This window comes from Acidaminobacter sp. (assembly GCF_030247605.1).
Lineage (GTDB): Bacteria > Bacillota > Clostridia > Peptostreptococcales > Acidaminobacteraceae > Acidaminobacter.
On record NZ_JAOTSB010000002.1, the window covers coordinates 323,072 to 347,489 of the forward strand.

Here is a 24,418-nt window from a genome sequence, read left to right on the forward strand (position 1 = left end):
TTCCCTCCCGGTCTTTTATTATAATCTGCTGTTCAACTGGATAATATAATTCTTGAGGGCTTCAATCTGCCCGGCGTCTTTGATGAGCGGCATGTTGGCTTCCATGTTCATGATGCAGCCTTTCACGCCAATCTCAGAGAGCTGCAGGCCGATCAAAAGGTCTGAGCCAGCCGCCGGATTCGAGACATTTTTGATCTTTCTGCCAAGTTCCAGAACCTCAAGGGCCTTCTTCGCATTTTCATAAGGCGTCAGCGCCGCCTGAACCGCTGCGTCATTGATCGCTTTCGCTCTGGCCAGCTTTTCGTCATCTGTTTCTTTTGGCAATCCAAATGCCGCTTTGATCATGGCAAAAGCCGCCATGTCGTCCAGCGAGCCCTGCATCAGCCCGGGCGCCAGAACGTCACAGCGCTCTGCCACTTCCAGGTGGGCCTCTGCGCTAAGTCCGTAGTCCTTTTTCGTCGACAGTCTGGCCACCATGCCAATCAGCCCGGCCGCCATGGCTGCCGATATTGCTGACGCGGATCCGCCGCCTACGGTAACGTCCTGGGTGTCCAGGATTAAATCCAGTGCTTTATAATTGAATGTCTCTTTTTGAGTCATTGTGTCTCACCTTTCCGCAGCTTATCGACTGACTATCGGCTGCCCGTTTTTGATTACCATCTCCACGAGGTTGGCCCCCTGACGGTAGATAATATTTTCATACCGGTCCGTGCTCCAGACCTGTAAATCCGCGCGCTTGCCCACTTCAATACTGCCCCGGTCCTCCTGAAGCCCCAGTGCCAGTGCCCCGCCGATTGTCGCGGCCCGTATCGCTTCCTCCGGGGTCATGCCATGGCGTCTGCAGGCGAGGACCAGAATCCACGCCATGGATTCCACGTAATTCCCGGGATTAAGGTTCGTCGCGAGGGCGAGGGTCATACCTGCCTTCAGCATCAGCCCCGGCTGAGTGAGGACGGGATGCTGGACGTTGAAGTCCGTCCCCGGGAGCAGGACGCCGGGAATGCCGGCGGCCGCCATTTTTTCCATGATGTCATAGGTCGTGTAATTCAAGTGATCCGCAGAAAGCATGCCCATCTCAATGGCAAGCTCCGAACCGCCAATCAGCGAGTAGGCATCTGTGTGGATCTTAGGCTTCATGCCAAAATCCAGCGCCTTGGAGAGAATTTTCCCGGACTCCGCTGCGGTGTAGTAGCCGTCGTCACACCAGACATCACAGGCTGTGGCAAGGCCGGAACGACCCACTTCCGGAATCATTTCCGACATCAGAATGTCCATGTAAGCCTCTTTAGTCATGTCTGGCGGCCAGCCGTGAGCGCCCAGGAAGGTCGCGTGGAGATCGACGGGCTGCAGGGCTTTCAATTTCTGAATGACCCTGAGCTGCTTGAGCTCGTGTTCGGCGGTAAAGCCGTAACCGCTTTTGATTTCAGCTGTAGTTACGCCTGAAGACATGAGGTTTTTAAGCCGGTGTCCCGCACTTTCCACAAGGGCCTCCTCGGTCTCCGCTCTGGTCATTGCCATGGAGGCCGCCAGCCCTGTTGGAATGCCGCGTTTCTTCAGTGACTCAGCGTCCCCCCGTGGAAGCTTGGCCACATATTCATCCACACGGGAGCCGCCAAACACCAGGTGGGTGTGACAGTCGACGAATCCAGGCGCCAGGACTTTACCTGTCAGCGAAACTTCTTCAGGGTTGCTGAAATCAAGGCCGCTGGTGTGCCTGAACACCTCGAGGGCTTTCGCCCCTTGTCCGACACCGGCTATACGGTCGCCTGTGATGACGACCCAGCCATCGGCAAGGACCTCAAGGTGACTGGGATTGCTGCCGGCGCAGGTCAGCAGCTGTGCTGCGTCCTTCAGAATGAGGGTGGCTTTTTTAGCAGATTCAACCGGAGTGTTCATGTGAAACCATCCTTTTTTTGCTTGTGACTTTGTTTAATCAAAGAAACCGGCGATGCGTCGCACATCGCCGGTCGTGGTCAATGAACCGCTGAAATCAGCCTATCATTTTGGTGTTTGAAAGTTTTGACTATCTTGGAGGCATGCCGGTTGGGCCAAAGGTGACTTTGTCCGCAGGCTCCCACCAGAGCGGCACTTTAATGCTGTCTGTGGTCAGCTTGCCTTTGCCGTTGGCGACATCTTTAGCGGTCTCGTAGCCAGCTTGCGCGTGGCGGATGACGCCTATGCCGGAGTCGACGGTCAGAGACGCTTCAAGTCTGAGATCCGCTTCTTCTGTGCCGTCCGCGATCATGGTGACGCCGGTGTGAACCGCTTCGCCCATGGAGTAGTTCGCCTGGATGGCGATCAGGTCGCAGCCTGCCGCGCAGTTGAGGAGGCCGTTCAGGTATGGCCAGTCGGAGATCAGGTCGCCGCCGTCTTTCATGTTCTCAGATTCGAAGGTTGGATTCACAATGGAACCGGAGTCGAGGTTGTCGCGGGAGAACGCTACCGGACCCTTGATTTCACCTTTTTTAATAAGGTCGTTGACAGCGAGGCCAAAGCGCTTACGCTGTCCGAAGCCCATGTAGCAGATTCTCGCAGGGAGTGCCTCAATTGGAAGGTGCTTTCTGGCAAGCTTGATCCAGCGCTCTACGAGCGGATCGCCGGCACAGATTTCAAGAGCGAGATCGTCGAGTCGGGCGAGGTCGGAGGCTTCACCGGAGATGCAAGTCCAGCGGAACGGTCCGCGGCCTTCGCAGAAGAGCGGACGAATGTAGGCGGCGACAAATCCAAGGATCTGCTTCGCTTCTTCAGGCGGCATGCCCGCGTCCATACACTCTTTGCGGATGCTGGTGCCGTACTCGAAGACTTCAGCGCCCTTCTTGGAGAACGCGATCATGGCGCGCAGCTGACTGATCATAGTGGCGCGGGCGTCTTCAAGGTAAGCTTTTCTGTCGCGGGCACGGTATTCGTCAGCCTGCTCGCCTGTATAACCGGATGGAATGTAGGAAATTGGGTCATGGCATGGGCACATTTCGCTGACAATGTCAGGCTGGAAGCCTTTTTCGTAAGCTTCCCAATAGATGTCAGCAGCGTTGCCTACGATCCCGATTGAAAGCGGTTTCTTGGCTGCGGCATGCTCTTCAGCAATTTTTCTGGCTTCATCAAAGGAATGGACGTATTGGTCCAGATAGTTCTTTTCAATTCTGCGCTTGAGGACACGCTCGTCCGCGTCGACGATGATTGCAACGCCGCCATGCATTTTCATAGCCCAGCTCTGGTTGCCGCCCATGCCGCCTGCGCCGGCTGTCAGATAGATTTTGCCGCCGAGGTCGTTGTCAAAACGTTTGATTGCAATGGCGGAAAGGGTCTCAAAAGTGCCCTGGATAACGCCCTGTGTGCCAATATATTCCCATGGCGCCGCAGTATACTGAGCGAACATGGTAAGGTTTTTGTCTTGAAGGTCATAGAACACTTCCCAGGTTGCCTTCATGATATTGGTGGTCGCCATGACAACGCGAGGCGCCAGCTTGTGGGTCTTGAAGATCGCCACAGGCATGCCGGACTGAATGACGAGGGTCTCGTTATCCTCAAGTTCCTTCAGGGACTTGACGATTGCATGGTAGGATTCCCAGTTGCGCGCACATTTGCCATTGCCGCCGTAGATGACGAGAAGCTCAGGGATCTCAGCGTTCTCCATATTGTTTTCCAGCATTCTGAGTATGGTTTCCTGCTTCCAGCCTTTGCAGCGTAAGGTGTCACCGCGCTGTGCCTTAACCGAATAAAGAATCTCTGCGTTTGCCACTTTAACGTCCTCCTTATAATCATGAAAGTGTAAGTTGTTGCTCACTGTTCATATAAGCAAGTCGTGTGCCAACTTGCCGAAAGTTCTGAATTTTCTCTGCAGCCATTGGAATTAGAGGTTTTTGTGAAATGGGTGATTTAAGATAATACTAAGGGTGTCTATTTTTTATACAGTTCAACACAAGAAATGAGTGAAATTGGGTGTAAAATATTTTACATAGTTGTATATATTTTATACATCGGTGAAACTGGGTGTCAGACACCGAGTTTCTTCTTCGATGGTGAAACTGGGTGTCAGACACCCAGTTTCCCTCTCGGTGTCAGACACCTTTTTCCACTTCCTATCTCGGCGGCATTCCGGATGGACCAAAGGTCACCTTATCCGCAGGCTCCCACCAGAGCGGCACTTTAATGCTGTCGGTAGTCAGCTTTCCTTTGCCGTTGCAAACGTCCTTAGCCGCCTGATAACCCGCCTGTGCGTGACGAATGACGCCTATGCCTGAGTCGACTGTCAGGGATGCCTCAAGGCGAAGGTCTGCCTCTTCCGTGCCGTCCGCGATCATGGTGACGCCGGTGTGAACCGCTTCACCCATGGAGTAGTTCGCCTGGATGGCGATCAGGTCGCAGCCCGCCGCGCAGTTGAGGAGGCCGTTCAGGTATGGCCAGTCAGAGATCAGGTCGCCGCCGTCCAGCATATTTTCAGACTCAAAGGTAGGATTGACAATGGAGCCAGAGTCGAGGTTGTCTCTGGAAAACGCCACAGGACCCTTGACTTCGCCTTTTTTGATAAGGTCGTTGACCGCGAGGCCAAAGCGCTTACGCTGGCCAAAGCCCATGTAGCAGATTCTTGCAGGGAGCGCCTCAATAGGCAGATTCTTTCTGGCAAGCTTGATCCAGCGCTCTACGAGGGGATCGCCGGCGCAGATTTCAAGGGCAAGGTCGTCGAGACGGGCGAGGTCGGAGGCTTCTCCGGAGGTGCAGATCCATCGGAACGGACCGCGGCCTTCGCAGAAGAGCGGGCGAATGTATTCAGAGACAAAGCCCGGAATCTGCTTCGCTTCTTCCGGCGGCATGCCTGCATCCATACACTCTTTGCGGATGCTCGTGCCATACTCAAAGACCTCAACGCCTTTCTTGGAGAAGGCAATCATGGCGCGCAGCTGCTTCTGCATGGACTCCCGGGCGTCAGTCAGGTAAGCCTTTCTGTCGCGGGCACGATACTCGTCCGCCTGCTCACCCGTGTAACCGGCCGGGATATAGGAAATCGGATCATGGCACGGGCACATTTCGCTGACAATGTCCGGCTGGAAGCCCTTATCATAAGCCTCCCAGAAGATCTCCGCCGCGTTGCCCACGACGCCTATAGATAACGGCTTTTTAGCCGCGGCATGCTCTTCTGCAATTTTTCTAGCCTCATCAAAAGAATGTACCATCATGTCCATGTAGTTCTTGTCTATTCTGCGCTGAATGACGCGCTCGTCCGCGTCGACAATGATCGCGACGCCGCCGTGCATCTTCATGGCCCAGCTCTGGTTGCCGCCCATGCCGCCCGCGCCGGCTGTCAGATAAATCCTTCCGGCAAGGTCATTGTCGAAACGCTTAATAGCAATGGCAGACAAGGTCTCAAAGGTCCCCTGAATAACCCCTTGTGTGCCGATGTATTCCCAAGGCGCCGCCGTATAGTTGGCAAACATGGTGAGGTTTTTGTCCTGTAGATCGTAAAAAGTCTCCCAAGTGGCTTTCATGATATTGGTGGTCGCCATGACGACGCGCGGCGCGAGTTTGTGGGTCTTAAAAATCGCAACCGGCATGCCGGACTGAACGACTAAAGTTTCATTGTCCTCCAGCTCTTTGAGAGACTGGACGATCGCATGATAGGACTCCCAGTTTCGGGCGCACTTGCCGTTTCCGCCGTAAATGACGAGAAGCTCAGGAATTTCCGCGTTCTCCATGTTGTTTTCCAGCATCCTGAGGATCGTTTCCTGCTTCCAGCCTTTGCAGCGAAGGGTATCTCCGCGCTGAGCCTTAACCGAGTAAAGAATTTCTGCGTTTGCCACTGATGGTTCCTCCTTTTATTGGGTGTTTCATGGATTTTTGTTTCTTGCCAAACTATATAAGCAAGTGGCGTGCCAAGTTTAGCGACCATCGGCAAATATCTTTGAAAGCGTTGGAAATGCTGGATATAAATTTTACAACGCCAACAGAATAACACACCCCCAAAAAAACGAAAGACAGCAGCATGTATAAATTTCATACACGTTGCTGTCTTTACGCCTTAAACTCTGAGTGTATAATATTTTACACCCTGTATAAAAACTTCACGGGTGTCAGGACGTCACTTTTTCAATCCCCAGCCGCTTCATTTTGTAAAGCAGGCTCTGGCGGATGATCCCAAGCTCCCGGGAGGTGGAGGAAATGTTGTAGCCGTTGCGGCCGAGCGCTTCCAAAATAATTTCCCGCTCGAAATGATCCATGCGGTCATTGAGCCCTTCCCGTTTGACCTGCTTTGGCCGCTCCGCCTTGGGGTCAATTTTGAGCGAGGCCTTCAGATAAGAGGGCAGATGTGTTCCCTCCAGCACCCGGTTTTGCTCATCGTTATGGACCATCAGGTTTTCTATGACGTGTTCCAGCTCCCTGACGTTGCCCGGCCATTCATAGTTTTCAAATGCCCGTTCGAGAACCTCGGAAAGCTGCTCCACATGGGTATTGAGCATGTGATTGTACTTTTGAATGAAGAAGCGGGTCAGACACCGGACATCCTCCGGGCGTTCCCTGAGGGGTGAAATGTAAAGGCTCAGGCCCCCAATCCTGTAATACAGGTCTTGTCTCAGCTTGCCCTCGCTGATCAATTTCATGGGATCCTCGTTCATAGCGCAGACGACGCGGCACTTGACGGGAACAAACTCAGATCCTCCTACCCGGTTGACCTTGCGCTCCTGTAAAACCCGCAGCAGCTTGGTCTGCATGGACACCGGCATGGAGTTGAGCTCATCCAGAAAGAGCGTTCCGCTCCTGGCGTCCTCGAAAAGCCCGCTTCGGTCCATTGCGCCGGTGTAGGCGCCTTTGACCGTACCAAACAGAATGCCCTCCAGAAGGTTTTCAGGAATCGCGGCGCAGTTGATGCCTATGAAGGGCTCTTTGTGCTTCTTCCCGTGGTTGTGAATGCTCTGGGCAAACACTTCTTTGCCGGTGCCGGTTTCCCCGACAATCAAGACGTTGTTGTCGAGCCAGGCGATCTTCTGGGCTTCCTTGATGAGCTGCCGGGTGGCCTCGCTGTCACCAATGAGGTTGGTAAAATTGTACCGCGTGCCATTGCCTGCGTCCTCCACCGGCTCCTGATGGTCTGGGTCCAGGCTCAGGAAGCGGCGCTTGAGCTCGATGGCCTCTTCCAAGAGGGAGTGCAGCTTGGTTTCATTCTTGCTGATCGAAAAGACACCGATAGCCTCTCCGTTTCGAAGCACAGGGTAGGTGCTGTAGGACACATATTTGGGGATGCCGTTGTTGACGGCATGGGCTTCGTAGCGGTTTTCAATCGCCTTGCCGCTGGTCAGGACTTTACGGTGCTCTGACTCGTTGTCAGGATCGTAACCATAGGCTTCCCAGAGGGGTTTGCCTATGATGTCCTCGCCATGAAGCTCTTCCAGCTTTTCCTGGGCGTGATTGTAGACGATCAGCCGGCCATCGGCATCACTCATGACGACGCCGTCTGAAATTGAGTCAAGTATTTTCTGAAACGCGAAGAGCAGCATTTCAGGGTCTGCTTTAGCATAGACAGCCATGACTGAAGGCCTCCTTAAGTGCGAAGAGTGGTGCCAGGAGGAACATGGAAATGGTGCCGGGCGCCTTTTCCTCCTGGTTATGAAACGTCAGCGAATTTCTTCAGTTACCGGGGATCTTCAATCCTGCCAAATCTCAGAATTTTTTCGTGAAAGGTTACGGACAGGTCCTCTTCCAGGGTCTTCAGGAAGGAAAGGTCCTGGGCTGTGGCCAGAACAATGGCATAGCCCTCGTTGGCATAGCGGGCGGTGCGGCCGACACGGTGAACGTACTCCTCGGTCTTCTTTGGCACATCCGCGCTGACGACGACATTGAGCCCAGCTATATCCAGCCCCCGCGCCGCGAGGTCCGACGCGATCAGCACCTGGTAGCGGCCGGATCTGAAGCCTTCCATGGCATCCTTTCGGTCCTGTCGCTCAGAAGCGCCGTATATGGCCTTGGCGCTGACCTTGTGATGAATCAGGAATTTTTCCATGTTCTGAATATGGTCATTCTTATTGAGGAACACCAGAATTTTCTCCGGCTTCAGCGCGCTGGCGATCTTTCTGACAGCGTCGGCTTTATCCCTGAGATCGCATTCCACGTAGAGGTGCGTGATGTTTGGATTGACCAGCGTCCCTTCCAGCCGGATGACCTGGGGTGTTTTCATCATTTCTGTGAGCACGGTCTCGGCCTGTGGGGTTATAGAGGCTGAAAACGCCATGAGCTGACGGTCACGCAGCGTCGCCTTGATCACGGTCCGGCAGTCCGCCAGCTTGGTGTCGTCCATCAGCCGGTCCGCCTCGTCGAGAACGATGGTTTTAACCTCATGCATCTTAAGCTTTTTCATGGCAATCAGCTCGGTCATTCTCCCCGGCGAACCCACCACGATCTGCGGCTTGCTCTTCAAGGCTTCCACCTGCCGCTTCAGGCTGGTTTCACCAATAAGCACCTGACACTGAAGCGCCAGCCCCGCATTTTGAGCGAGTTTCTTGACCTCGTTGGCGATTTGAACGCTGAGCTCATGGGTCGGACTGAGCACGACCGCTTGAAGCGCTTTGGAAGTCACATCAATAGATTCAAAAATGGGCAGCAGATAGGCCAGCGTCTTGCCGGAACCGGTGACAGACTGAGCAATGACGTCCTGACGGGCCAGCCCTGTAGGGATCACCGCGCCCTGAATCTCTGTAGGGGTGACGATACCGGCTTTCGACAGGCCTGTGATTAAGGCGTCTGAGATGCCGAGTTCTTTAAATGTTTTCATGGAATCCTCCTGATGGGCCTTTAAAAGGCCGTTCCTCTAAATTTAAGTGTATAAAGATTATACACACTTTAACACATGTTGTCTTCTAAATCTACGTTTGAATTATTACAGATGCTTCCCGCAACCCTTTTGAAACCCTTTTCAAGACGTTTGCCGATGGTCGATAATATTACAATTTCATTACCGCCCCGTCACCAAGTTGAAAGTTGTCCGCGTCACCAAGTTAAAGTTCTGGAACCGTTGGCGGATGAGTTTCGTCTAAACCATTGAACGCCAGATCCATTGGCAGATAGCTCCACGGAGGTGAATAGAATGACAAAATTAAAAACTATCATGACGCTGACAGGACTTGCGCTGCTGATCCTTGTGATGGTCCTCGTCAGCGGATGCACTGGACAAAAGACAGATCCAAACGGAACCATAGAGCCTTCCGAAACCACAAATGGTTTTGTGCCTCTGGCAGAAGTACCGGAGGACTACCCTTTTGAAACCGCTGTGGAACGCGGTGACGTCGTCAATCTACACGGCGAGCTGACCAATACAGAAGCTTATGAAAAGTTTAAGAGCACCCTGGAAAAGGGCGAACCGACCTTCATGCGCTTTGTGGCATTTACCATTGAAGGCGACCCCATTCTTATGGATGTCAATTATGACGGAACTGTATTTCATCTCACCCAGGATGTGAGCCGCGATGCTTTCTCGGGCGGCATAGACAAGGTCATGAGCTATACTTATGACGCTTATGAGATCCTGGCGGATGGACGGATCAGAGTTTTCGATGCGGCTGCAGAGCAGCCTGTTCCACAGACTGAGACCCCGGAAGAGGTGATCTTGCCGATTGGAATGTAATTATCAGATTGAGGTCTTTTAAGACAGACTGTCATCAAAGGAAGTTATAAGGGTACTAATGTAGCGAGTCATGGAACAATCTCCAATTAAACAGTTAAGCACTCCATCAACCCAAAAAAGGATGTGAGCCAAGTGAAAAAAATGCTATCCATTTTGATGCTGGTCGTGCTGGCATTAACAGCCGCTGTGCCGGCTATGGCCGAAACGACCGCCGGAGACGGATCGATTGCGCTCTATATAGGCAGCCCGCTGACGCTCTCAAACGGTGTCGTCAGCCCACTGGATCCGGATAATCCTAACGTGGCAGCCATTGTCCACAAAGACAGGACACTGGTTCCAGCACGTGCCGTGGCGGAGCACTTTGGCGCCAAAGTCAGCTACGACGCGCCTAAACAAGCCGCTGTGATCGAATACGGCGGCAAAATGTTCATCTTCTACTTCAACAAAAACTATTACGACCTGATCGTAACCGGTCAGCCGGCTAAACGCGTCACCTTCGATACCGAGACCCTCGTGATCGAAAACCGTTCCATGCTGCCGCTGCGCGTCATCTGTGAAGATGTACTCGGCAAAGCAGTCAGCTACGACAGCAACGTGGTCCTCATTGGCGACAAACTCGTCAATCTCGCGGCAGATCAAACGCTGCGGGAAAGTATCCGCGCCAAAATTGGTCAAGCTGTCAAAGTGTCCTCACTCTGGCAGTTGAAGACGCTGCTTTCCAGCAGCATTAACCAGTATGGCTACAGCGGCGGCTTGAAAGATGCCGTTCCTGAAACTGCCGCTCCTGCAGCTGAGTCGCCTGCTGAAGCCCCAGCACCATCCGCGCCTGCAGAGGATTCGGCCTCCGGTGGCGGCGACAGGGACTTCTCCAGCACCAACGAGCAGGTCGAGGGCATTGAAGAAGCTGACGTCGTAAAAACCGACGGCAAATTCATCTATGTCGCGTCCGGCAACGTCGTCAGCATAGTCCGCGCTGATGGCAGCGACATGAAACTCACCGATACCATTCGCATGCCAATAGATGAAAAATATGGCCAGGGCATTCACATTTCTGAGCTCTATATTGACAGCGGCCGTCTCGTGATCCTGGGCTCAAGGAGCCTCCCGCAAGTTCGGCCTGTGGATCTTCCATTGATGGAGTCCGGTACGGTGACAGAACCTGCCCCAATGCCTGCTATGGATGGCGACACCAGAATCGGCATCATGCCGCCTTACTACAGCAAGAGTTTTGTCTATACCGGTGTCTATACTATCAGCGACACAGGCAAAGCGGAACTCCTGAAGGAATTTGAGCTTGAAGGCAATTTGCTCTCCAGCCGCAAAAAAGACGACACTGTTTACTTGGCCGTCAACAAATATAACTACTACTATATTATGGAGGATGTCCTCCCAATCCTTCGAGATACCGTGAAGAGCGATGCATACAAACCACTCAGCATCAACCAGATCATGTACTATCCGGGCAACACGACACCGGAATATCTGATGGTGGCTGCAATAGACATTCGCGATGAAGGCACCCCTTCCACCGTGGAAGCTATTCTCGGAAGCGGCACTCAGATTTATATGAATGATCAGGCACTGTATATCGCGCGTCAGGATTACAGCGACATGTCCGGCTCCACCACCAGCCTTTCCAAGTTCAGCATAGACGGACTCAAGATTGGCTTCGCAGGCGGCGGCAAAGTCAAAGGCACGCTGCTCAACCAGTTTTCCATGGATGAACACAACGGTTACCTGCGCTTGGCGACAACGCGCTGGGCTATGGAAACCACCAATGCAGTCTATGTCCTCGACGATCAGCTTAACGTCGTTGGCGCCGTCGAAAATATGGCACCGGGTGAAACCATCTACTCCGCAAGATTCATGGGCGACAAGGGTTACGTGGTCACCTTCAGACAGATTGACCCGCTCTTCGTCCTCGATCTGTCTAATCCAAAAGCGCCTAGAATTACCGGGGAACTTAAGGTTCCGGGCTTCTCCAACTATCTCCACCCGGTTGAAGAAGACTTGATCCTTGGCATTGGCCAGGGCACTCAAGACATTTACACCAGAGACTCCAACGGTGAAGAAATCGTCGTTGGCACCCGCACCGCAGGTATTAAATTCTCACTCTTTGATGTCTCTGACATGGGTAAGCCTAAAGAAATCCAAACACTGACACTGGGCGGTTCCGGCAGCTATGCCGAAATGCTCTACAACCACAAAGCGATTATGTTCGATCTCAAAAACCAAATGATTGCTTTTGATGGTACTATTTCAGATCAGGACAGCCCAGACAAGACCAGAGTGGATTATTTCAACGGCGCAGTGGTCATGACCTATGACGCCCAGGATGGATTCGATGTCAAAGGCCAAATCGAAAGCCTGCCTGCGCTCTCCTCCCCTGACAACATCTACTATTATTCATGGGTTCGCCGCCTCTGCTACATTGGCGACACCCTCTACTATGTTCAGGACGGCCGCATTCGCGCTTTCGACAAAACCACCCTTGAATCCGAGGGAAGTATTACAATTTATTGACAAAGCTCTGGCACCAAAGTGAACTTGGTGTCAGACACCAATCTAAACTGAGTGTCAGACACCAATCTAAACTGAGTGTCAGACACCAATCTAAACTGAGTGTCAGACACCAATCTAAACTGAGTGTCAGACACCGACCTAAACTGAGTGTCAGACACCGACCTAAACTGAGTGTCAGACACCGACCTAAACTGAGTGTCAGACACCAAATTGAAAAAGGCGGCAGGGACAAAAGTTCGATTTGTCCCTGCCGCCTTTTATGGTGCCATAATTTTCGTTCACTTCCACCGCTCAAGAAACCGCCCCATCCTGCAGGCGACCTCAATCCGTTTATTCTGGAAGCCGTGATCACTTTCCAGCAGATGCGCTTCCAGCAGCACGCCGGAAGCCTCCAGCGCTGCCCTCAGAGGCTCGTAGTGCACCGCCGGCGGCCCGTCCACATCCCGTGAGCCCGCCATTAGCAGAACAGGACGGTTCTTAAGACGACCGGCCTTGCCGCTTATATCCCAGTCCCCTTGGTGATCCAGCACTTCTTGAGTCAGTGCCTCCACAGATCCGCCGATGGTCGGGATCACGCAAGCAGCAAACATCGACTTCATCTCGCCTTCCGCCACCGTATCCTTCTGAATCAGCTCACCCATTCTCCCCAAATCATAGACCGACAAGGCTATGCACCCTTTAATCTCAGGATCCTCCTGAGCGGCCAAAATCGCTGCAAATCCGCCGAAGCTGTTGCCCCCAATAAAAAGGTTCTGAGGATTCACCCCGAACGCCTGAATGGCGGCTTCAGAGCGAAGATAAGCAATGGCGGCCCGGATGTCCTCAAGCGCATTCTCAAACGTAAACACCCCATCACTGCCCCAGGTGCCCCGGTAGTGGAAGATCATGACATTCCATCCCAGCCGCCTGACGGCATGGGCCAGATCAAAGTTTCGCTCGTTGCCCGGGAATCCATGAAGCAGCAGCAGCGTAGGCCTCGACCCACTCCCGCCGCCTGCCGAAAACATGACCCCGAAGCGCCTTTCCCCATCCAGCTCCAGGATCAGCTGATGCAGATCCTGTGCAGGCTCCAGCGCCTCCGAAGGATCCCGCAGCATCCGGGCACATGGATCCTGGTCCAACGTGACTTCAGATAGTTTTTCAACCCCATCCATTCCATCCTTATAGAACGCCCCGTCACTTCCGTCCTGCCAGAGTTCAAACCGCCGCACGCGTACGCCATCGCGTTCGATGTCTTCCAGAAACATCTCCAGCGGGCGGACCCAGAGACCATACTCGCCGTAGAGTGCTTGATAGATGACCATCGGCAAACCGTTTTCTGAATGCCTCGCGACCTCCAGCACTTTATAGAATTTCCCCTTGAAGTGACGATAGATCCCACCTGGTACTACTAGCTCCTGACCGATTAGCTTCTCCTCAATCACGACGCGCCGCCCCCTTACAAACACTCTTATAAACCTTCCGAAAAGGTCTAAACACCAGAAACTCGCTCATAATTCACATACTGATAAACCAGATCCTCCTGGCTGTAACGCCTTGACGTCCACACGGTTGCCCAGTCAGGATCTTCATCCAGATTGGGAATCAGAGTATCCGCGTCAAAGCGCCGGAACACTTTAGTAATAAGGGCATGAGCGCACCATGGCAGACACTGCCTGGCCAGCTCCCCTCCGCCTATCAAAAAAGGCCTGAGATCACCGCCGCTGTCCGCCACCAGCCCGTCCACCAAGGACTTGAGCGCATCGAGATCATGTACCACCGTCACACCCTCCCGCCGGTAAGCCCGGTCCCGGGTGACCACAATATTGACGCGGTTGGGCAGCGGACGCTGCTCAGGAAGTGACTCGAAGGTCTTGCGACCCATGATGATCAGATTAGACTGCGTCATCCTTCGGAAACGTCTCAGGTCAGCGTGAATCTTGAACAGCATATCGCCATCATAGCCAATATTCCAGTCGAGATCCACAGCAAAAATCATAGTCCACGCAGTCATCAGGATACCACCTTTCTAAAGTCAGGCTTCAATTCTATCAGCAACAGGCTCGCCAGCATCAGCACCGCCCCGGCATAGCCCCTGAGAGACAGGATTTCGCCAAGAAAAATATAAGCAATAAGTACCGAAAACAGCGGCTCAAAGGTGAAGATCAATCCCGTATGAGTTGCCGTGGTGTACTTCTGCGCGACAGTCTGAGTGACAAAGGCAATCGCTGTCGAAAAGACGCTGAGTCCCAGGACGACCATCCAATTCGAAACAGACACCGGAAGGGTTGGCGTCTCAAGCATAAAACTGAAGACCACAGCGTAAACACCAACGAATCCCAGCTGAATCACGCCCAGCGCAACCGAGTCCACGTCTCGTGTCAGCCGTTCCGTCACCAGGATGTGGACAGCAAACGCTACAGAGCACAGAATACATAATATATCCCCTAAATTAAAAGTAAGTGAGGTGCCCGCGATCAATAGCCAAACGCCCGCGAGCGCCATCAGAATGCTTATTACGGTCAGCTTATCCTGCTTGATCTTAAAGACCGCGAAGTTGATCATGGGTACGATGATCCCCGAAAGACAGGTCAGAAATCCGGCATTGGACACCGTCGTATGCCTGACCCCAAACGTCGCGAAAATGAAAACACAAAAGAGGATGACCGACAGCATTGCTGCGCGCTTCACGGTTATAAGATCAACCGCCGCCAGTCGCCTTCGAAAGATCACAGCCGTCAGCGCGAACGCAATGACAAAGCGCAGGGCAATCAGATTAAATTCGCTTAAATCACCAAGGCCAACCTTAGTCAATAAATTTGAGGTCCCCCAGAACATGACCACCATAATTAAGGCCAAATCAGCCTTTCTTTGAAGTTTCATTGAAATCACCCCTAAATATCTAAAACAGCGACCCTACTTCAAAATCACCACGGTCACGCCTTCGTTACCGTAAATTCTTCTCTCAAACTTCTCCAAATCCTTACAGATGGCCAGTGCCTCTTTCTTTTTCCAGGACCAGGCACTTCCACTAAACCAAAAGCGCACCAGCCCTCGCATTTGATCCTCGTCCAAGGTCTTTTGAACCGCGCCTCTGATGGCACCGCCCACCCCGCTGGAACCGTAGCCGTGAATGACAACCACCGCCTTGACACCCTGTCGTTTCGCGGTCACAAGGCCATCCTTGAGCCGCCGGACTGCCGTTGCCACCTCCGGCATGCCGCGTTCCAAATTCAGTTCGTTCACTTTTTGCACAACCCACACTCCCAGCGGCTATCTCAAAACGAAACATAGCACCTTCATAAAAACCATAAAAACCATATTTCAAGGCAACACTGACCAAACTTCTAATTCCATTCTACCTTTTCATTCCCAAATTCATAGGTTTATTAACATACCTCCGACGAAAAACATAATAAACCCTATAATAGAAAAAGAAAGCCGCTGCCCCCTCGCATCCTTTTGGGATTCGAAGCCTCAGCGGCTTTTTTGCGCCTTCACGGCTCACTGGCCGAACATTTCGCTCACACCCGGCCTTCAATTCAAAACAGCTTCTTCTTCCACATTACAAAAGTCGACAGCACAGCCAGGCCTACGGTCATCATTATGATCACCACAAACGCCCAGGCGTTTCCTTCAAGCGGCACCGGCACGTTCATGCCGAAAAAGCTCGCGATCATGGTCGGAATAGCCATAACAATAGTGATAGATGTCAACAGCTTCATGACTATGTTGAGATTGTTCGAAATGACCGACGCGAAGGCGTCCATGGTCCCGCTCAAAATATTGCTGTAGATGGTTGCCATCTCAATGGCCTGCTTATTCTCAATGATAACGTCTTCCAGGAGATCCTCATCCTCAGGATACTTCTTGATGGCGTCCAGCCTCAGCATCCGCTCCAGCACAACCTCATTTGCCCTCAGGGACGTCGAAAAGTATACCAGGCTCTTTTCCAGCTCAAGCAGCTGAATCAGCTCCTTGTTCTTCATGGATTTGTGAAGCTCCCGCTCAATCTGACTGCTCCTTCGGTCGATCTGCTTCAGGAACATCAGATAATAGGACGCATTTTTATACAAAACTTGAAGAATAAAACGCGTTTTCTTAAACGTGTAAAAACTGCGAATGCTCCCGCCCGCAAAATCCTTGATCAGCGGCACATCCTGCGTACACACGGTGATAATCGAATCCCCAGCCAGGATGATGCCCAGCGGCAGCGTATTGTAGTATTTGTTGTTCTCCGACGGCTCGATCATAGGCACGTCCACCAGTATCAGAGTCGAGCCCGGCTCAATCTCGATCCTCGCCCGTTCCTCTTCGTCCAGCGCCGCCCTCAGGTGCGTCGGGTCCATGTCCGGAAAATTTCTGCAGATATCCTGCAGTTCCTGCTCTGTGGGCGCCGTCATGTGGATCCAGCAGCCGTCCCCGTTCATCTCAACCGTTTCAAGCTTTTCGCCGATGGTTTTAAAAATTTGAATCATCGCATTCGCTCCTTCTCGGCGTCCTGCGCTTGGCAAAGCCAAGCCAAAAGTCGAGCGCGATGATCATTTACCGGATCCTGCGTCAACATCCGCCTGGAATTACCCTGTGCAGAGCCGCCATTCATATTTTGTTTTCGGCATTCTACTCGGTCCAGCGTCCATGACGCTTCACACTCCTTTTCGTCTTTTCGAATGAGGTGATGGTGTACTCCTTTCCTATCGTACCCTTTTGGGGCCAGCAGTTCAAGACATTTTAAAAGCGGATTATATTACCGTCCGCGTCCCCAGAATACGCGAAGGCTAACAGACGTGCACAAAGAAAAATGAGCTCGATTGAAGAGAGCTTGTTCTCTGAAGCTCGAGCTCATTTTTCTTTGTATAGGGCGCAGCCCGTGACCGAAGCGCAGCCATAAATCTCGCGCAGCGGGGTTTATGGCGTAGCGAGTTGCACGCCTTATAGAAACATCAACACGAATAAAAAGCCCCCTGGAATAAAGCTTTCCGCTCATTCCAAAGGGCTGATCCACTCATGTGATTAAAACGGCTACAGATAATTCTTTCTGTAATAAATCTCTTCCATTTCGTAACGCAGGCGCTTTGTCACCAAACGCCGTTCTTCAGGGCTCAGATCCAGTTTTTCTGTTGAAAACAGATAGTTGTCCAGATCAAACTTCCTGAGCAGCATCTTGGTGTGGAAGATATTTTCCTGATAGACGTTGGTGTCTATGGCATTATATCGATCCAAAACATCCGGCGAGATATAGTCCTGAATAGAGGTGATCTTATGATCGATGTAAAACTTCTGACCATTTGTGTCTCTGGTAAAACCGCGAACGCGGTAGTCCAGATTGATGATGTCCGAGTCAAAGGACTCAATCAGATAATTGAGCGCCTTCAGCGGCGAAATTTCGCCACAAGTCGAGACATCTATGTCCACGCGAAAGGTCGAGATGCCATCCTGGGGATGACTTTCCGGATAGGTGTGAACGGTAATATGACTCTTGTCCAGGTGACCGACGACAGAATCCTTATACACCAGCTGCCCCAAATTACAGGAGGCGTCGAGTTCACTGACCCGGACCGGCGTTTCCGAAATCAGAATAGTGACACTGGCCCCTTCCGGATCATAGTCCTGCTTCGCGATATTCAGAATGCAGGCCCCAATCATTTCGGTGACCTCTGTCAAAATTTTCGTCAAACGTCTGGCGTTGTATTGTTCATCGATATAATCGATGTATTTTTTTTGGTCATCCCTGCTGTGCGTGTAACAAATATCAAAGATGTTGAAGCTCAACGTCTTTGTCAGATTGTTAAACCCATACAGTTTGAGTTTTTCATTCAACGATTCGACCCCCTTCTGTGAAACCTCTTACAATCTCATATTACATCATAAAAGGACACAAAGATCAAATTATTTGTTGAACCTTATGAAAAAAACTCAAGACCTTAGTCCGCCGCGCTGTCAATCTCGCTTTCAACTACGCCGACAACCGTTCTCCAGCCCCGCTGCAGTCAGCATTCCCAGCCCCGCTCAAGAACTCCTGTTTTAAGCGACCGTTCCCCGCTTCGAGGAATAATTTTCATACAGTTTTTCATCCATAATCCTGACGAGAGTTTCCACGACTCTAAAGACTTCCGTAAAGGACGTGTACAGCGCGATAGGCGCCAGGCGGATGACATTTGGCGCCCTGAAGTCCGGCATGACCCCGTTGTCTTTTAGTGCCTGGTTGATCCGCACCGCATCTGAATGCTCCAGCGCCACATGGCCGCCCCTGCGGTGCGGCTCCCGTGGGTTTCCAACACTGAACCCGTATCCGGTAAGTTTGTCGTCGATCAAAGCCATGAGGTAATCCGTCAGCTTCAGGGACTTTTCACGAATGTTCTCCACCCCGACCCGGTTGAAGAGCTCAAGAGACCCTTCCAGCGGTGCCATGCTGAAAATGTTCTGAGTACCGGACTGCCAGCCCCCTGCATTTCTGACCGGCTCAAAAGTATTGAGCAGGTCAAACTGCTTGTCCTTGACGTAGCCCTGCCAGCCGGCGAGGCCCGGATGCAGGCCAAAATGCCGCTTGTTTAAATACAGCGCCGCGTTCGACCCCGGTCCCCCGTTCAGATATTTATAGGTACACCAGACCGCGAAGTCCACGTCCCACTTTGAAAATTCGTGAGGCACCGCGCCAACCCCGTGACAGCAGTCAAACCCTATGATGATGCCACGTTCATGAGCTGTCTGGGTCAGCCTCGCCACATCCAGCAGCTGCCCGCTGCGGTATAGCACGGACGGAAACACCGCTATGGCCACATCCTCAGTCATGGCCTCGATCAGCCTGTCCTCATCCAGCGTCCTGCCATCCAGGCTCTTTACTTCCTTGAGCGCCTCCTCAGGCGCCAGGCCTTTCAGTCTCAGCTGGCTTTCAATGGCGTAGCGGCTTGTTGGAAAGGTCAAGTCGTCGACCAAAATCTTAAAACGCTCAGCCGATGGTTTATAAAACGTCGCAATCATGGAATGCAGATTCAGTGTCGTATTTGACATAATAGTCACTTCTTCCGGCGAAGCGCCCACCAAACTTGCCATCAGCGCCCCAAGGTGATCCTGATAGAGAAACAGCTGCGGATTTGTCTTTGTCCAGCAATCAATCCCCATGCGCTTGTAATCCTCCAGGACTCTCAGCAGAGAAGCCTCAGCCGCTTTCGGAAAAAGTCCAAGTGAATTGCCATCCATATAAATGACCTCATCATTCAGATAAAATTCCTGACGGATCCCTTTCAATGGATCCACGCCGTCCATCTCAGAAGCAAACATAACACCTTGATCATAGACACCCATTTATCGCACCCCTTTAAATTTTTAGTTCGTACCCTAACTATATAATAGCACTAAACGCTATAAAATCAAGTTATTTCTCCAAATTAATTTCGCGCCCTAATTAAATACTCTTCAAGTGCTCGTTAATCAGCCTCAGCCACTTCAGCATCAGGCCAGACTCTTCCTCCGGCAGAAGCCTCAGCTCCTCCCGCTCATAAGCCATCACAACCTCGAAGGCCCGCCCCCGAATCTCCGCCCCCGCCTCCGTCAGGCGAATCTTTTTAGAGCGCGTGTCCAACTCATCCGTGGTCCGCTGAATCCAGCCCTTCTTCTCCATCAGCTGCAGCATTGGCGTCAGCGTCGCCGCGGACAGCGTCAGCACGTCCCCCAGCGCCTTCTGGGTCATTTCCTCCTCAACCCAGAGCCTCGACACCACCCTGTACTGCGCAAACGTGATGCCCAGCGGCTCCAGCTGCTTGCTGACCGCCACCTGAATTTTCCTGGCAATTTCAATAAAATTGAATCCCATCAAATGGTCATATCCCTGCTTCATCCAACCACTCACTTTCTGAAAGGCTTAGGAACTCACGACCATCGGCATCAGCTTTAAAAGCTTTTAAAGCTTTTAAAACTTTTCTCTGCCGATGGTCACCCGCCCCCACCACACTCATTCCCAATTTCTCGGTCAAATAATTCGTACCCAAAGTAAATCCATTGACACTATTCGACGCAGAAAACTAAAGTCCTCTTCATAAAAAGAGTTTATCTTCTACAAAAATTTTATTTTTTATAAAATATTTCAAATCTTTTTGAATTCTCTGGCATTTTGCTTGACACGTCCGCAAGACAAGCCTATAATCACGTCAATGAGTTCAGTTCAGGCTCGCGACCAATTCAAATTGTCATCCAAACAGACGTTGACGGAGAAAAGTACTCGTGCCAAGGCCTTTCAGGGAGGGAATGTCCCAGACTGTAAGCGTTCCCAGGATCCCGCGCGGCGAAGTTCTCTCCTGAGTTTTCAAGCTGAACCCATCCGCTGTAGGCTTGAACGGTTGCCCCCGTTATAGGGCAGAGGATCCGGAATTTGAGCCAGGAAGGCTTTAGTTTCCCGTCTTTCAAAAGTGGGCTTATGGCCTATTGGGGTGGTACCGCGGAAAAACCTTTCGTCCCTTTGCAGAGTTTCTATTGCAGGGAGAAGGTTTATTTTTTTGTCCCGAAACGAGTAAAGTCAGTCTGTCTATAGATCTTAAAAGCCATCAGACAAAGCGCACAGGAGGAATCAATTATGACAAAGTACTGGAATGAGCCAAAGGAATGCATGACTAAAGAGGATAAGGACCAGCTGCAGCTTGAGCGCCTGCAGGAAACGCTGTCCCGGGCCTACCACAATGTGCCCCACTATCGCCGCCTGTTTCAGAAGCAGGGCATTGATCCGGAGGACGTGCAAAGTCTGAGGGATCTCGCCAATCTGCCGTTTACCTATAAGACGGATCTGCGCGACAACTATCCTTATGATATGTTTGCTGTCAGCCTCGCAGAGGTCGTCCGGATTCACTCCTCTTCAGGCACTACCGGCAAACCAACTGTTGTAGGCTACACCCGCCGCGACCTGAACACCTGGTCGGAGCTCATGGCCAGAGCCCTCACCAGCGGCGGCGCCACTCGACACGACGTCATTCAGAATGCTTATGGTTACGGTCTGTTCACGGGCGGTCTGGGTGTTCATTATGGCGGCGAGAAAATTGGCGCGTCCATCATCCCAATCAGCGGCGGCAACACCGACCGTCAGGTCATGATCATGAAGGATTATGGCAGCACCATTCTGGCATGTACGCCATCTTATGCGTTATTTCTTGCTGAGACTCTTGAAGATCTGGGTATAAAGCCGGAAGAGCTGAAACTGAAGTTTGGCATCTTCGGCGCAGAGCCTTGGTCAGAAAATATGCGTCGCGAGATCGAAACCAGGTTAAAGATCAAAGCTTTGGATATCTATGGACTAAGCGAAATCATTGGACCGGGTGTCGCGGTGGAATGCCTGGAGCAAAAAGGGCTTCACGTCATGGAGGATCATTTCATTGTAGAGGTTATTGATCCGGCGACCGGAGAAGTGCTTCCAGAAGGGGAAAGCGGCGAGTTGGTCTTCACTTCTCTTACCAAGGAAGCGCTTCCAATTATCCGTTACCGCACCGGTGATATTTCCCGCATTATTCCGGAGCCTTGTGCCTGCGGCAGAACCCTTCGAAGAATTGGCCGCATCCAGGGCAGAACGGATGACATGCTGATCATTCGCGGCGTCAACGTCTTCCCTTCCCAGATCGAGCACGTCCTGCTGCAAATGGGGGATGTTCAGCCGCACTACCAGCTGATTGTAGACCGCGTTGGCCAGCTTGACCAGCTTGAGGTTCACGTTGAAGTTTCTGAAACCTTCCTCTTTGACGAGGTCCGTGCTCTGGAAGAAACGGCGAGTCAGATCCGCTCCCGAATTGAGAGCCTGCTTGGCATCTCAGTCAAGGTCAGGCTGGTAGAACCTAAAACGCTGCCGCGCAGCGAAGGCAAAGCCAAACGCGTCATTGACAACCGAAAACTGTAATCAAGACTGAAGGAGGATTTTTTATGCTGATCAAACAACTGTCCGTCTTTCTCGATAACTCGCCGGGAAGGCTCAACGCCGCCACCAAAGTCCTTTCTGAAGCCGGAATCAATATGCGCGCGCTTACGCTGGCGGATACTTCTGATTTTGGTGTTCTGCGCGTCATAGTCGACAAGCCCGAGGAGGCTATGTCCATCCTCAGAAGTCACAACTTCGCGGCAAAAATGACGGAAGTACTCGTCGTCGAAATGGAGGATACACCGGGAGGGCTTACAAAAATTCTCGATATCCTGGAGGAAGGCGGCATCAACATTGAGTATATGTACGCCTTCGTAGGCACAAAACCGCGCAAAGCGCTGATGATCTTCCGCGTCAATAAGCCAGATGTTGCAATAGCGCTTTTGAAATCCAAGGAGGTCCGCTTGTTCAGCACGGAAGAGGACATTGAAGAACTCATCCACGTTTATTGGTAAACACGTCTACTATTGTGTCCATTCAAAAAAACCGCTTCATAGGAGCGGTTTTTTTATGCCATGAAAATTATTTATAAAATAATTCAATTATTCGAAAAAATTTTGTTCGTTCGGGTCTTTAAGTTTTTCGGATGAAATGATATTATAAAAAAGGCGGCATAGGATATAGACTTGTACCGTCATCCCACATTATATTTAATCTTCAGATTTCCATAGTCTAGTACCCTGTAAATTCTAAAACTATAATATAATTAAAAGGAGAATGTTCAATGAACGCCATGCTTAAAAAACTGGTTGATCAAGGCTTCATGAATGAAGCACAAGGCGCGTACCTTGAAGAGGCAATGGCCCGCAAGGAATCCATGATCGTTTCAGGCCACAAAGGCTGGGGAATCCTGCCTTTGTTCGCGACTATGAGCGCAGTCGCAAAATCAAGCTTCAGCATCAAGCAAGTCAAAGGCTTTGAAGACCTCGGCGGCGACACACAGTATTATGTCATCGCTGACCTCAAAGACATTGATTATGGCAAATTGATTTCCGACGCTATGATGATTCCTGACACTGGCATGATTTGCCTTAAGGATCCGGATCACCCGTACTCCATCATGAAAATTTTTGGCGACGTCAAGAAGGCCGGCATCGACCAAAGCAAGGTTTTCCAAGTCCTTGAGTGCGCAAAAGAAAACGACGTCAAGTTTCTTGCGAAAATCACCCGCATGGGCTGGGATGAAAATGGCAAGTTAGTTAAGGAAGATTTTAAAGGCTAAGACCCTTAAATCGTTAAGGAAGTCCAGGAACATGGCATTCGCCAAGTCCCTGGACTTTTATTTTTTTAAATTCAAGTGAAAACTCGGTGTCTGACACCGAGTTTACAACAGCCCCTTACATCTTTTTCACTTCCCCCAAACCACATTCACCGGATCTCCCTGCAGAAAGTGTTCCAAATTTTCCACGGCAATCTCCATGAGTCTGGCGCGAGCTTCCCATGGCGCCCAGGCTATATGTGGCGTGATAAACAGGTTTGGAGCTGTAAGCAGCGGATTATCCGCCATCGGGGGTTCAGCGGACAGAACGTCTACCCCTGCGGCGGCGATTTTTCCGGAGCGGAGACTATCGGCTAAATCCTGCTCGTTGATAAGACCTCCGCGGGACATATTGAGCAAAATGACGCCATCTTTCATTCGGCTGATGCTTTCAGCGCAAATGAGGCCCTGGGTTTCCGGCGTCTGAGGACAATGCAGGGTGATGACGTCTGACGTCTTGTAAAGTGTCTCGAGTGAAACGAAGTTATAAGGCAGACCCTCTCTCTGCCCTCTCCCCTGCCGGTCAAGAACCAGGATCTCCATACCGAAGGCCTGTCCAATCTGCGCCACTCTGGCACCGATCCTGCCAAAGCCTATAATTCCAAGCTTTTTGCCAGCTAACTCGATTAAAGGAAAGTGCCAGAAACTATAATCTTTGGAGCTTACCCATTCCCCACTGCGGACGGCGGCATCATGGGCACCCACGTGATGGCAAATTTCGAGGAGATGCGCAAAGACGATTTGAGCAACTGAGTCTGTACCATAGGTCGGGACATTTGTCACCGGGATGCCTCTGTGCTTTGCGGCCTGCACATCCACAATATTGTAACCGGTAGCCAGAACACCTATATAGCGGAGATCCGCAGCTTCAGGGCAGTTCAGAGTCTCTGCGGTCAATGGGGTTTTATTGGTCATTACAATTTGCGCACCACGAATCCTCTGACGAATCTCCTCCGGTGACGTCCTGTCATGGACAGTAATTTTTCCAAGCTTGGCGAAGCCGTCCCAGCTCAGGTCGCCGGGGTTCAGGGTGTAGCCGTCGAGGACGACGATGTTTAGCGGTTTTTCTGGCATAGTATTTACCTCCTAACGTAATAGCTGAACGTGTCATGCTGTAAGCCCGGTTTCAATATTCCATAGAACGAAATTATTCCCACGG

20 protein-coding genes and 1 other annotated feature are annotated in these 24,418 nt (G+C 51.6%); of the genes, 5 read left to right on the forward strand and 15 right to left on the reverse strand.

Going from position 1 to position 24,418, the window contains the following annotated elements; genetic code table 11:
* Nucleotides 1-18 precede the first annotated feature (18 nt).
* The 6 genes from OEL90_RS01520 to OEL90_RS01545 form a co-directional block, all read right to left on the reverse strand.
* The gene (locus OEL90_RS01520) at nucleotides 19-600 is read right to left on the reverse strand and encodes a cyclodeaminase/cyclohydrolase family protein (RefSeq protein ID WP_291400657.1); all 582 of its coding nucleotides are present in this window, start codon (nucleotides 598-600) and stop codon (nucleotides 19-21) included.
* 21 nt (nucleotides 601-621) lie between these two features.
* Nucleotides 622-1,896, reverse strand: coding sequence for an imidazolonepropionase (hutI, locus tag OEL90_RS01525; RefSeq protein WP_291400658.1), 1,275 nt, complete (start codon nucleotides 1,894-1,896; stop codon nucleotides 622-624).
* Nucleotides 1,897-2,023: 127 nt separating this feature from the next.
* On the reverse strand, nucleotides 2,024-3,739 hold the full coding sequence (locus tag OEL90_RS01530) for a urocanate hydratase (protein WP_300686805.1): 1,716 nt from the start codon (nucleotides 3,737-3,739) through the stop codon (nucleotides 2,024-2,026).
* A 340-nt stretch (nucleotides 3,740-4,079) separates the two neighbouring features.
* Nucleotides 4,080-5,795 (reverse strand): urocanate hydratase, encoded by a 1,716-nt coding sequence (locus OEL90_RS01535; protein ID WP_291400660.1) that lies wholly within the window; start codon nucleotides 5,793-5,795, stop codon nucleotides 4,080-4,082.
* Nucleotides 5,796-6,065: 270 nt separating this feature from the next.
* Nucleotides 6,066-7,517, reverse strand: coding sequence for a sigma-54 interaction domain-containing protein (locus OEL90_RS01540; protein ID WP_291400661.1), 1,452 nt, complete (start codon nucleotides 7,515-7,517; stop codon nucleotides 6,066-6,068).
* A gap of 104 nt (nucleotides 7,518-7,621) precedes the next feature.
* On the reverse strand, nucleotides 7,622-8,758 hold the full coding sequence (locus OEL90_RS01545) for a DEAD/DEAH box helicase (RefSeq protein WP_291400662.1): 1,137 nt from the start codon (nucleotides 8,756-8,758) through the stop codon (nucleotides 7,622-7,624).
* A gap of 312 nt (nucleotides 8,759-9,070) precedes the next feature.
* On the opposite strand from OEL90_RS01545, the gene OEL90_RS01550 reads away from it, so the two are divergent.
* Nucleotides 9,071-9,607, forward strand: coding sequence for a DUF4362 domain-containing protein (locus OEL90_RS01550; protein WP_291400664.1), 537 nt, complete (start codon nucleotides 9,071-9,073; stop codon nucleotides 9,605-9,607).
* A 141-nt stretch (nucleotides 9,608-9,748) separates the two neighbouring features.
* Nucleotides 9,749-12,130, forward strand: a complete 2,382-nt coding sequence (locus tag OEL90_RS01555) for a beta-propeller domain-containing protein (protein WP_291400724.1) — start codon at nucleotides 9,749-9,751, stop codon at nucleotides 12,128-12,130.
* A 278-nt stretch (nucleotides 12,131-12,408) separates the two neighbouring features.
* On the opposite strand, the gene OEL90_RS01560 is transcribed toward OEL90_RS01555, so the two are convergent.
* From OEL90_RS01560 to OEL90_RS01600, 8 genes are all read right to left on the reverse strand, one after another.
* The gene (locus OEL90_RS01560) at nucleotides 12,409-13,554 is read right to left on the reverse strand and encodes an alpha/beta fold hydrolase (protein WP_308207470.1); all 1,146 of its coding nucleotides are present in this window, start codon (nucleotides 13,552-13,554) and stop codon (nucleotides 12,409-12,411) included.
* A 47-nt stretch (nucleotides 13,555-13,601) separates the two neighbouring features.
* A complete protein-coding gene (locus OEL90_RS01570) occupies nucleotides 13,602-14,123 on the reverse strand; it encodes a dihydrofolate reductase (RefSeq protein WP_291400666.1) in 522 nt (173 codons plus the stop codon).
* On the reverse strand, nucleotides 14,123-14,992 hold the full coding sequence (locus OEL90_RS01575) for a DMT family transporter (RefSeq protein WP_291400668.1): 870 nt from the start codon (nucleotides 14,990-14,992) through the stop codon (nucleotides 14,123-14,125). The genes OEL90_RS01570 and OEL90_RS01575 overlap by 1 nt, the downstream gene beginning before the upstream one ends.
* Before the next feature lie 33 nt (nucleotides 14,993-15,025).
* On the reverse strand, nucleotides 15,026-15,364 hold the full coding sequence (locus OEL90_RS01580) for a Smr/MutS family protein (RefSeq protein WP_291400670.1): 339 nt from the start codon (nucleotides 15,362-15,364) through the stop codon (nucleotides 15,026-15,028).
* 287 nt (nucleotides 15,365-15,651) lie between these two features.
* Nucleotides 15,652-16,587 carry a magnesium transporter CorA family protein gene (locus OEL90_RS01585; protein ID WP_291400673.1) on the reverse strand — a complete coding sequence of 312 codons (936 nt, stop codon included), beginning with the start codon at nucleotides 16,585-16,587 and terminating at the stop codon, nucleotides 15,652-15,654.
* Between the two features lie 544 nt (nucleotides 16,588-17,131).
* Nucleotides 17,132-17,929, reverse strand: coding sequence for an adenosylmethionine decarboxylase (gene speD, locus OEL90_RS01590; RefSeq protein WP_291400674.1), 798 nt, complete (start codon nucleotides 17,927-17,929; stop codon nucleotides 17,132-17,134).
* A gap of 204 nt (nucleotides 17,930-18,133) precedes the next feature.
* Entirely contained in the window at nucleotides 18,134-19,414 is a 1,281-nt protein-coding gene (kynU, locus tag OEL90_RS01595; RefSeq protein WP_300686811.1) for a kynureninase, read from the reverse strand.
* 100 nt (nucleotides 19,415-19,514) lie between these two features.
* Nucleotides 19,515-19,946 carry a MarR family winged helix-turn-helix transcriptional regulator gene (locus tag OEL90_RS01600; RefSeq protein WP_291400677.1) on the reverse strand — a complete coding sequence of 144 codons (432 nt, stop codon included), beginning with the start codon at nucleotides 19,944-19,946 and terminating at the stop codon, nucleotides 19,515-19,517.
* Between the two features lie 355 nt (nucleotides 19,947-20,301).
* Nucleotides 20,302-20,567: a binding site (T-box leader), on the forward strand.
* 111 nt (nucleotides 20,568-20,678) lie between these two features.
* Between OEL90_RS01600 and OEL90_RS01605 the strand changes: the two genes are divergently transcribed.
* The 3 genes from OEL90_RS01605 (at nucleotide 20,679) to OEL90_RS01615 (ending at nucleotide 23,223) form a co-directional block, all read left to right on the forward strand.
* Nucleotides 20,679-21,983, forward strand: coding sequence for a phenylacetate--CoA ligase family protein (locus OEL90_RS01605; RefSeq protein WP_291400679.1), 1,305 nt, complete (start codon nucleotides 20,679-20,681; stop codon nucleotides 21,981-21,983).
* A gap of 23 nt (nucleotides 21,984-22,006) precedes the next feature.
* Nucleotides 22,007-22,456: an acetolactate synthase gene (locus OEL90_RS01610; RefSeq protein ID WP_291400681.1), complete on the forward strand. Its 450-nt coding sequence runs from the start codon at nucleotides 22,007-22,009 to the stop codon at nucleotides 22,454-22,456.
* A 269-nt stretch (nucleotides 22,457-22,725) separates the two neighbouring features.
* Nucleotides 22,726-23,223 carry a hypothetical protein gene (locus tag OEL90_RS01615; RefSeq protein ID WP_291400683.1) on the forward strand — a complete coding sequence of 166 codons (498 nt, stop codon included), beginning with the start codon at nucleotides 22,726-22,728 and terminating at the stop codon, nucleotides 23,221-23,223.
* A 126-nt stretch (nucleotides 23,224-23,349) separates the two neighbouring features.
* On the opposite strand, the gene OEL90_RS01620 is transcribed toward OEL90_RS01615, so the two are convergent.
* Nucleotides 23,350-24,333, reverse strand: a complete 984-nt coding sequence (locus OEL90_RS01620; RefSeq protein ID WP_291400685.1) for a D-2-hydroxyacid dehydrogenase — start codon at nucleotides 24,331-24,333, stop codon at nucleotides 23,350-23,352.
* Nucleotides 24,334-24,418 lie beyond the last annotated feature (85 nt).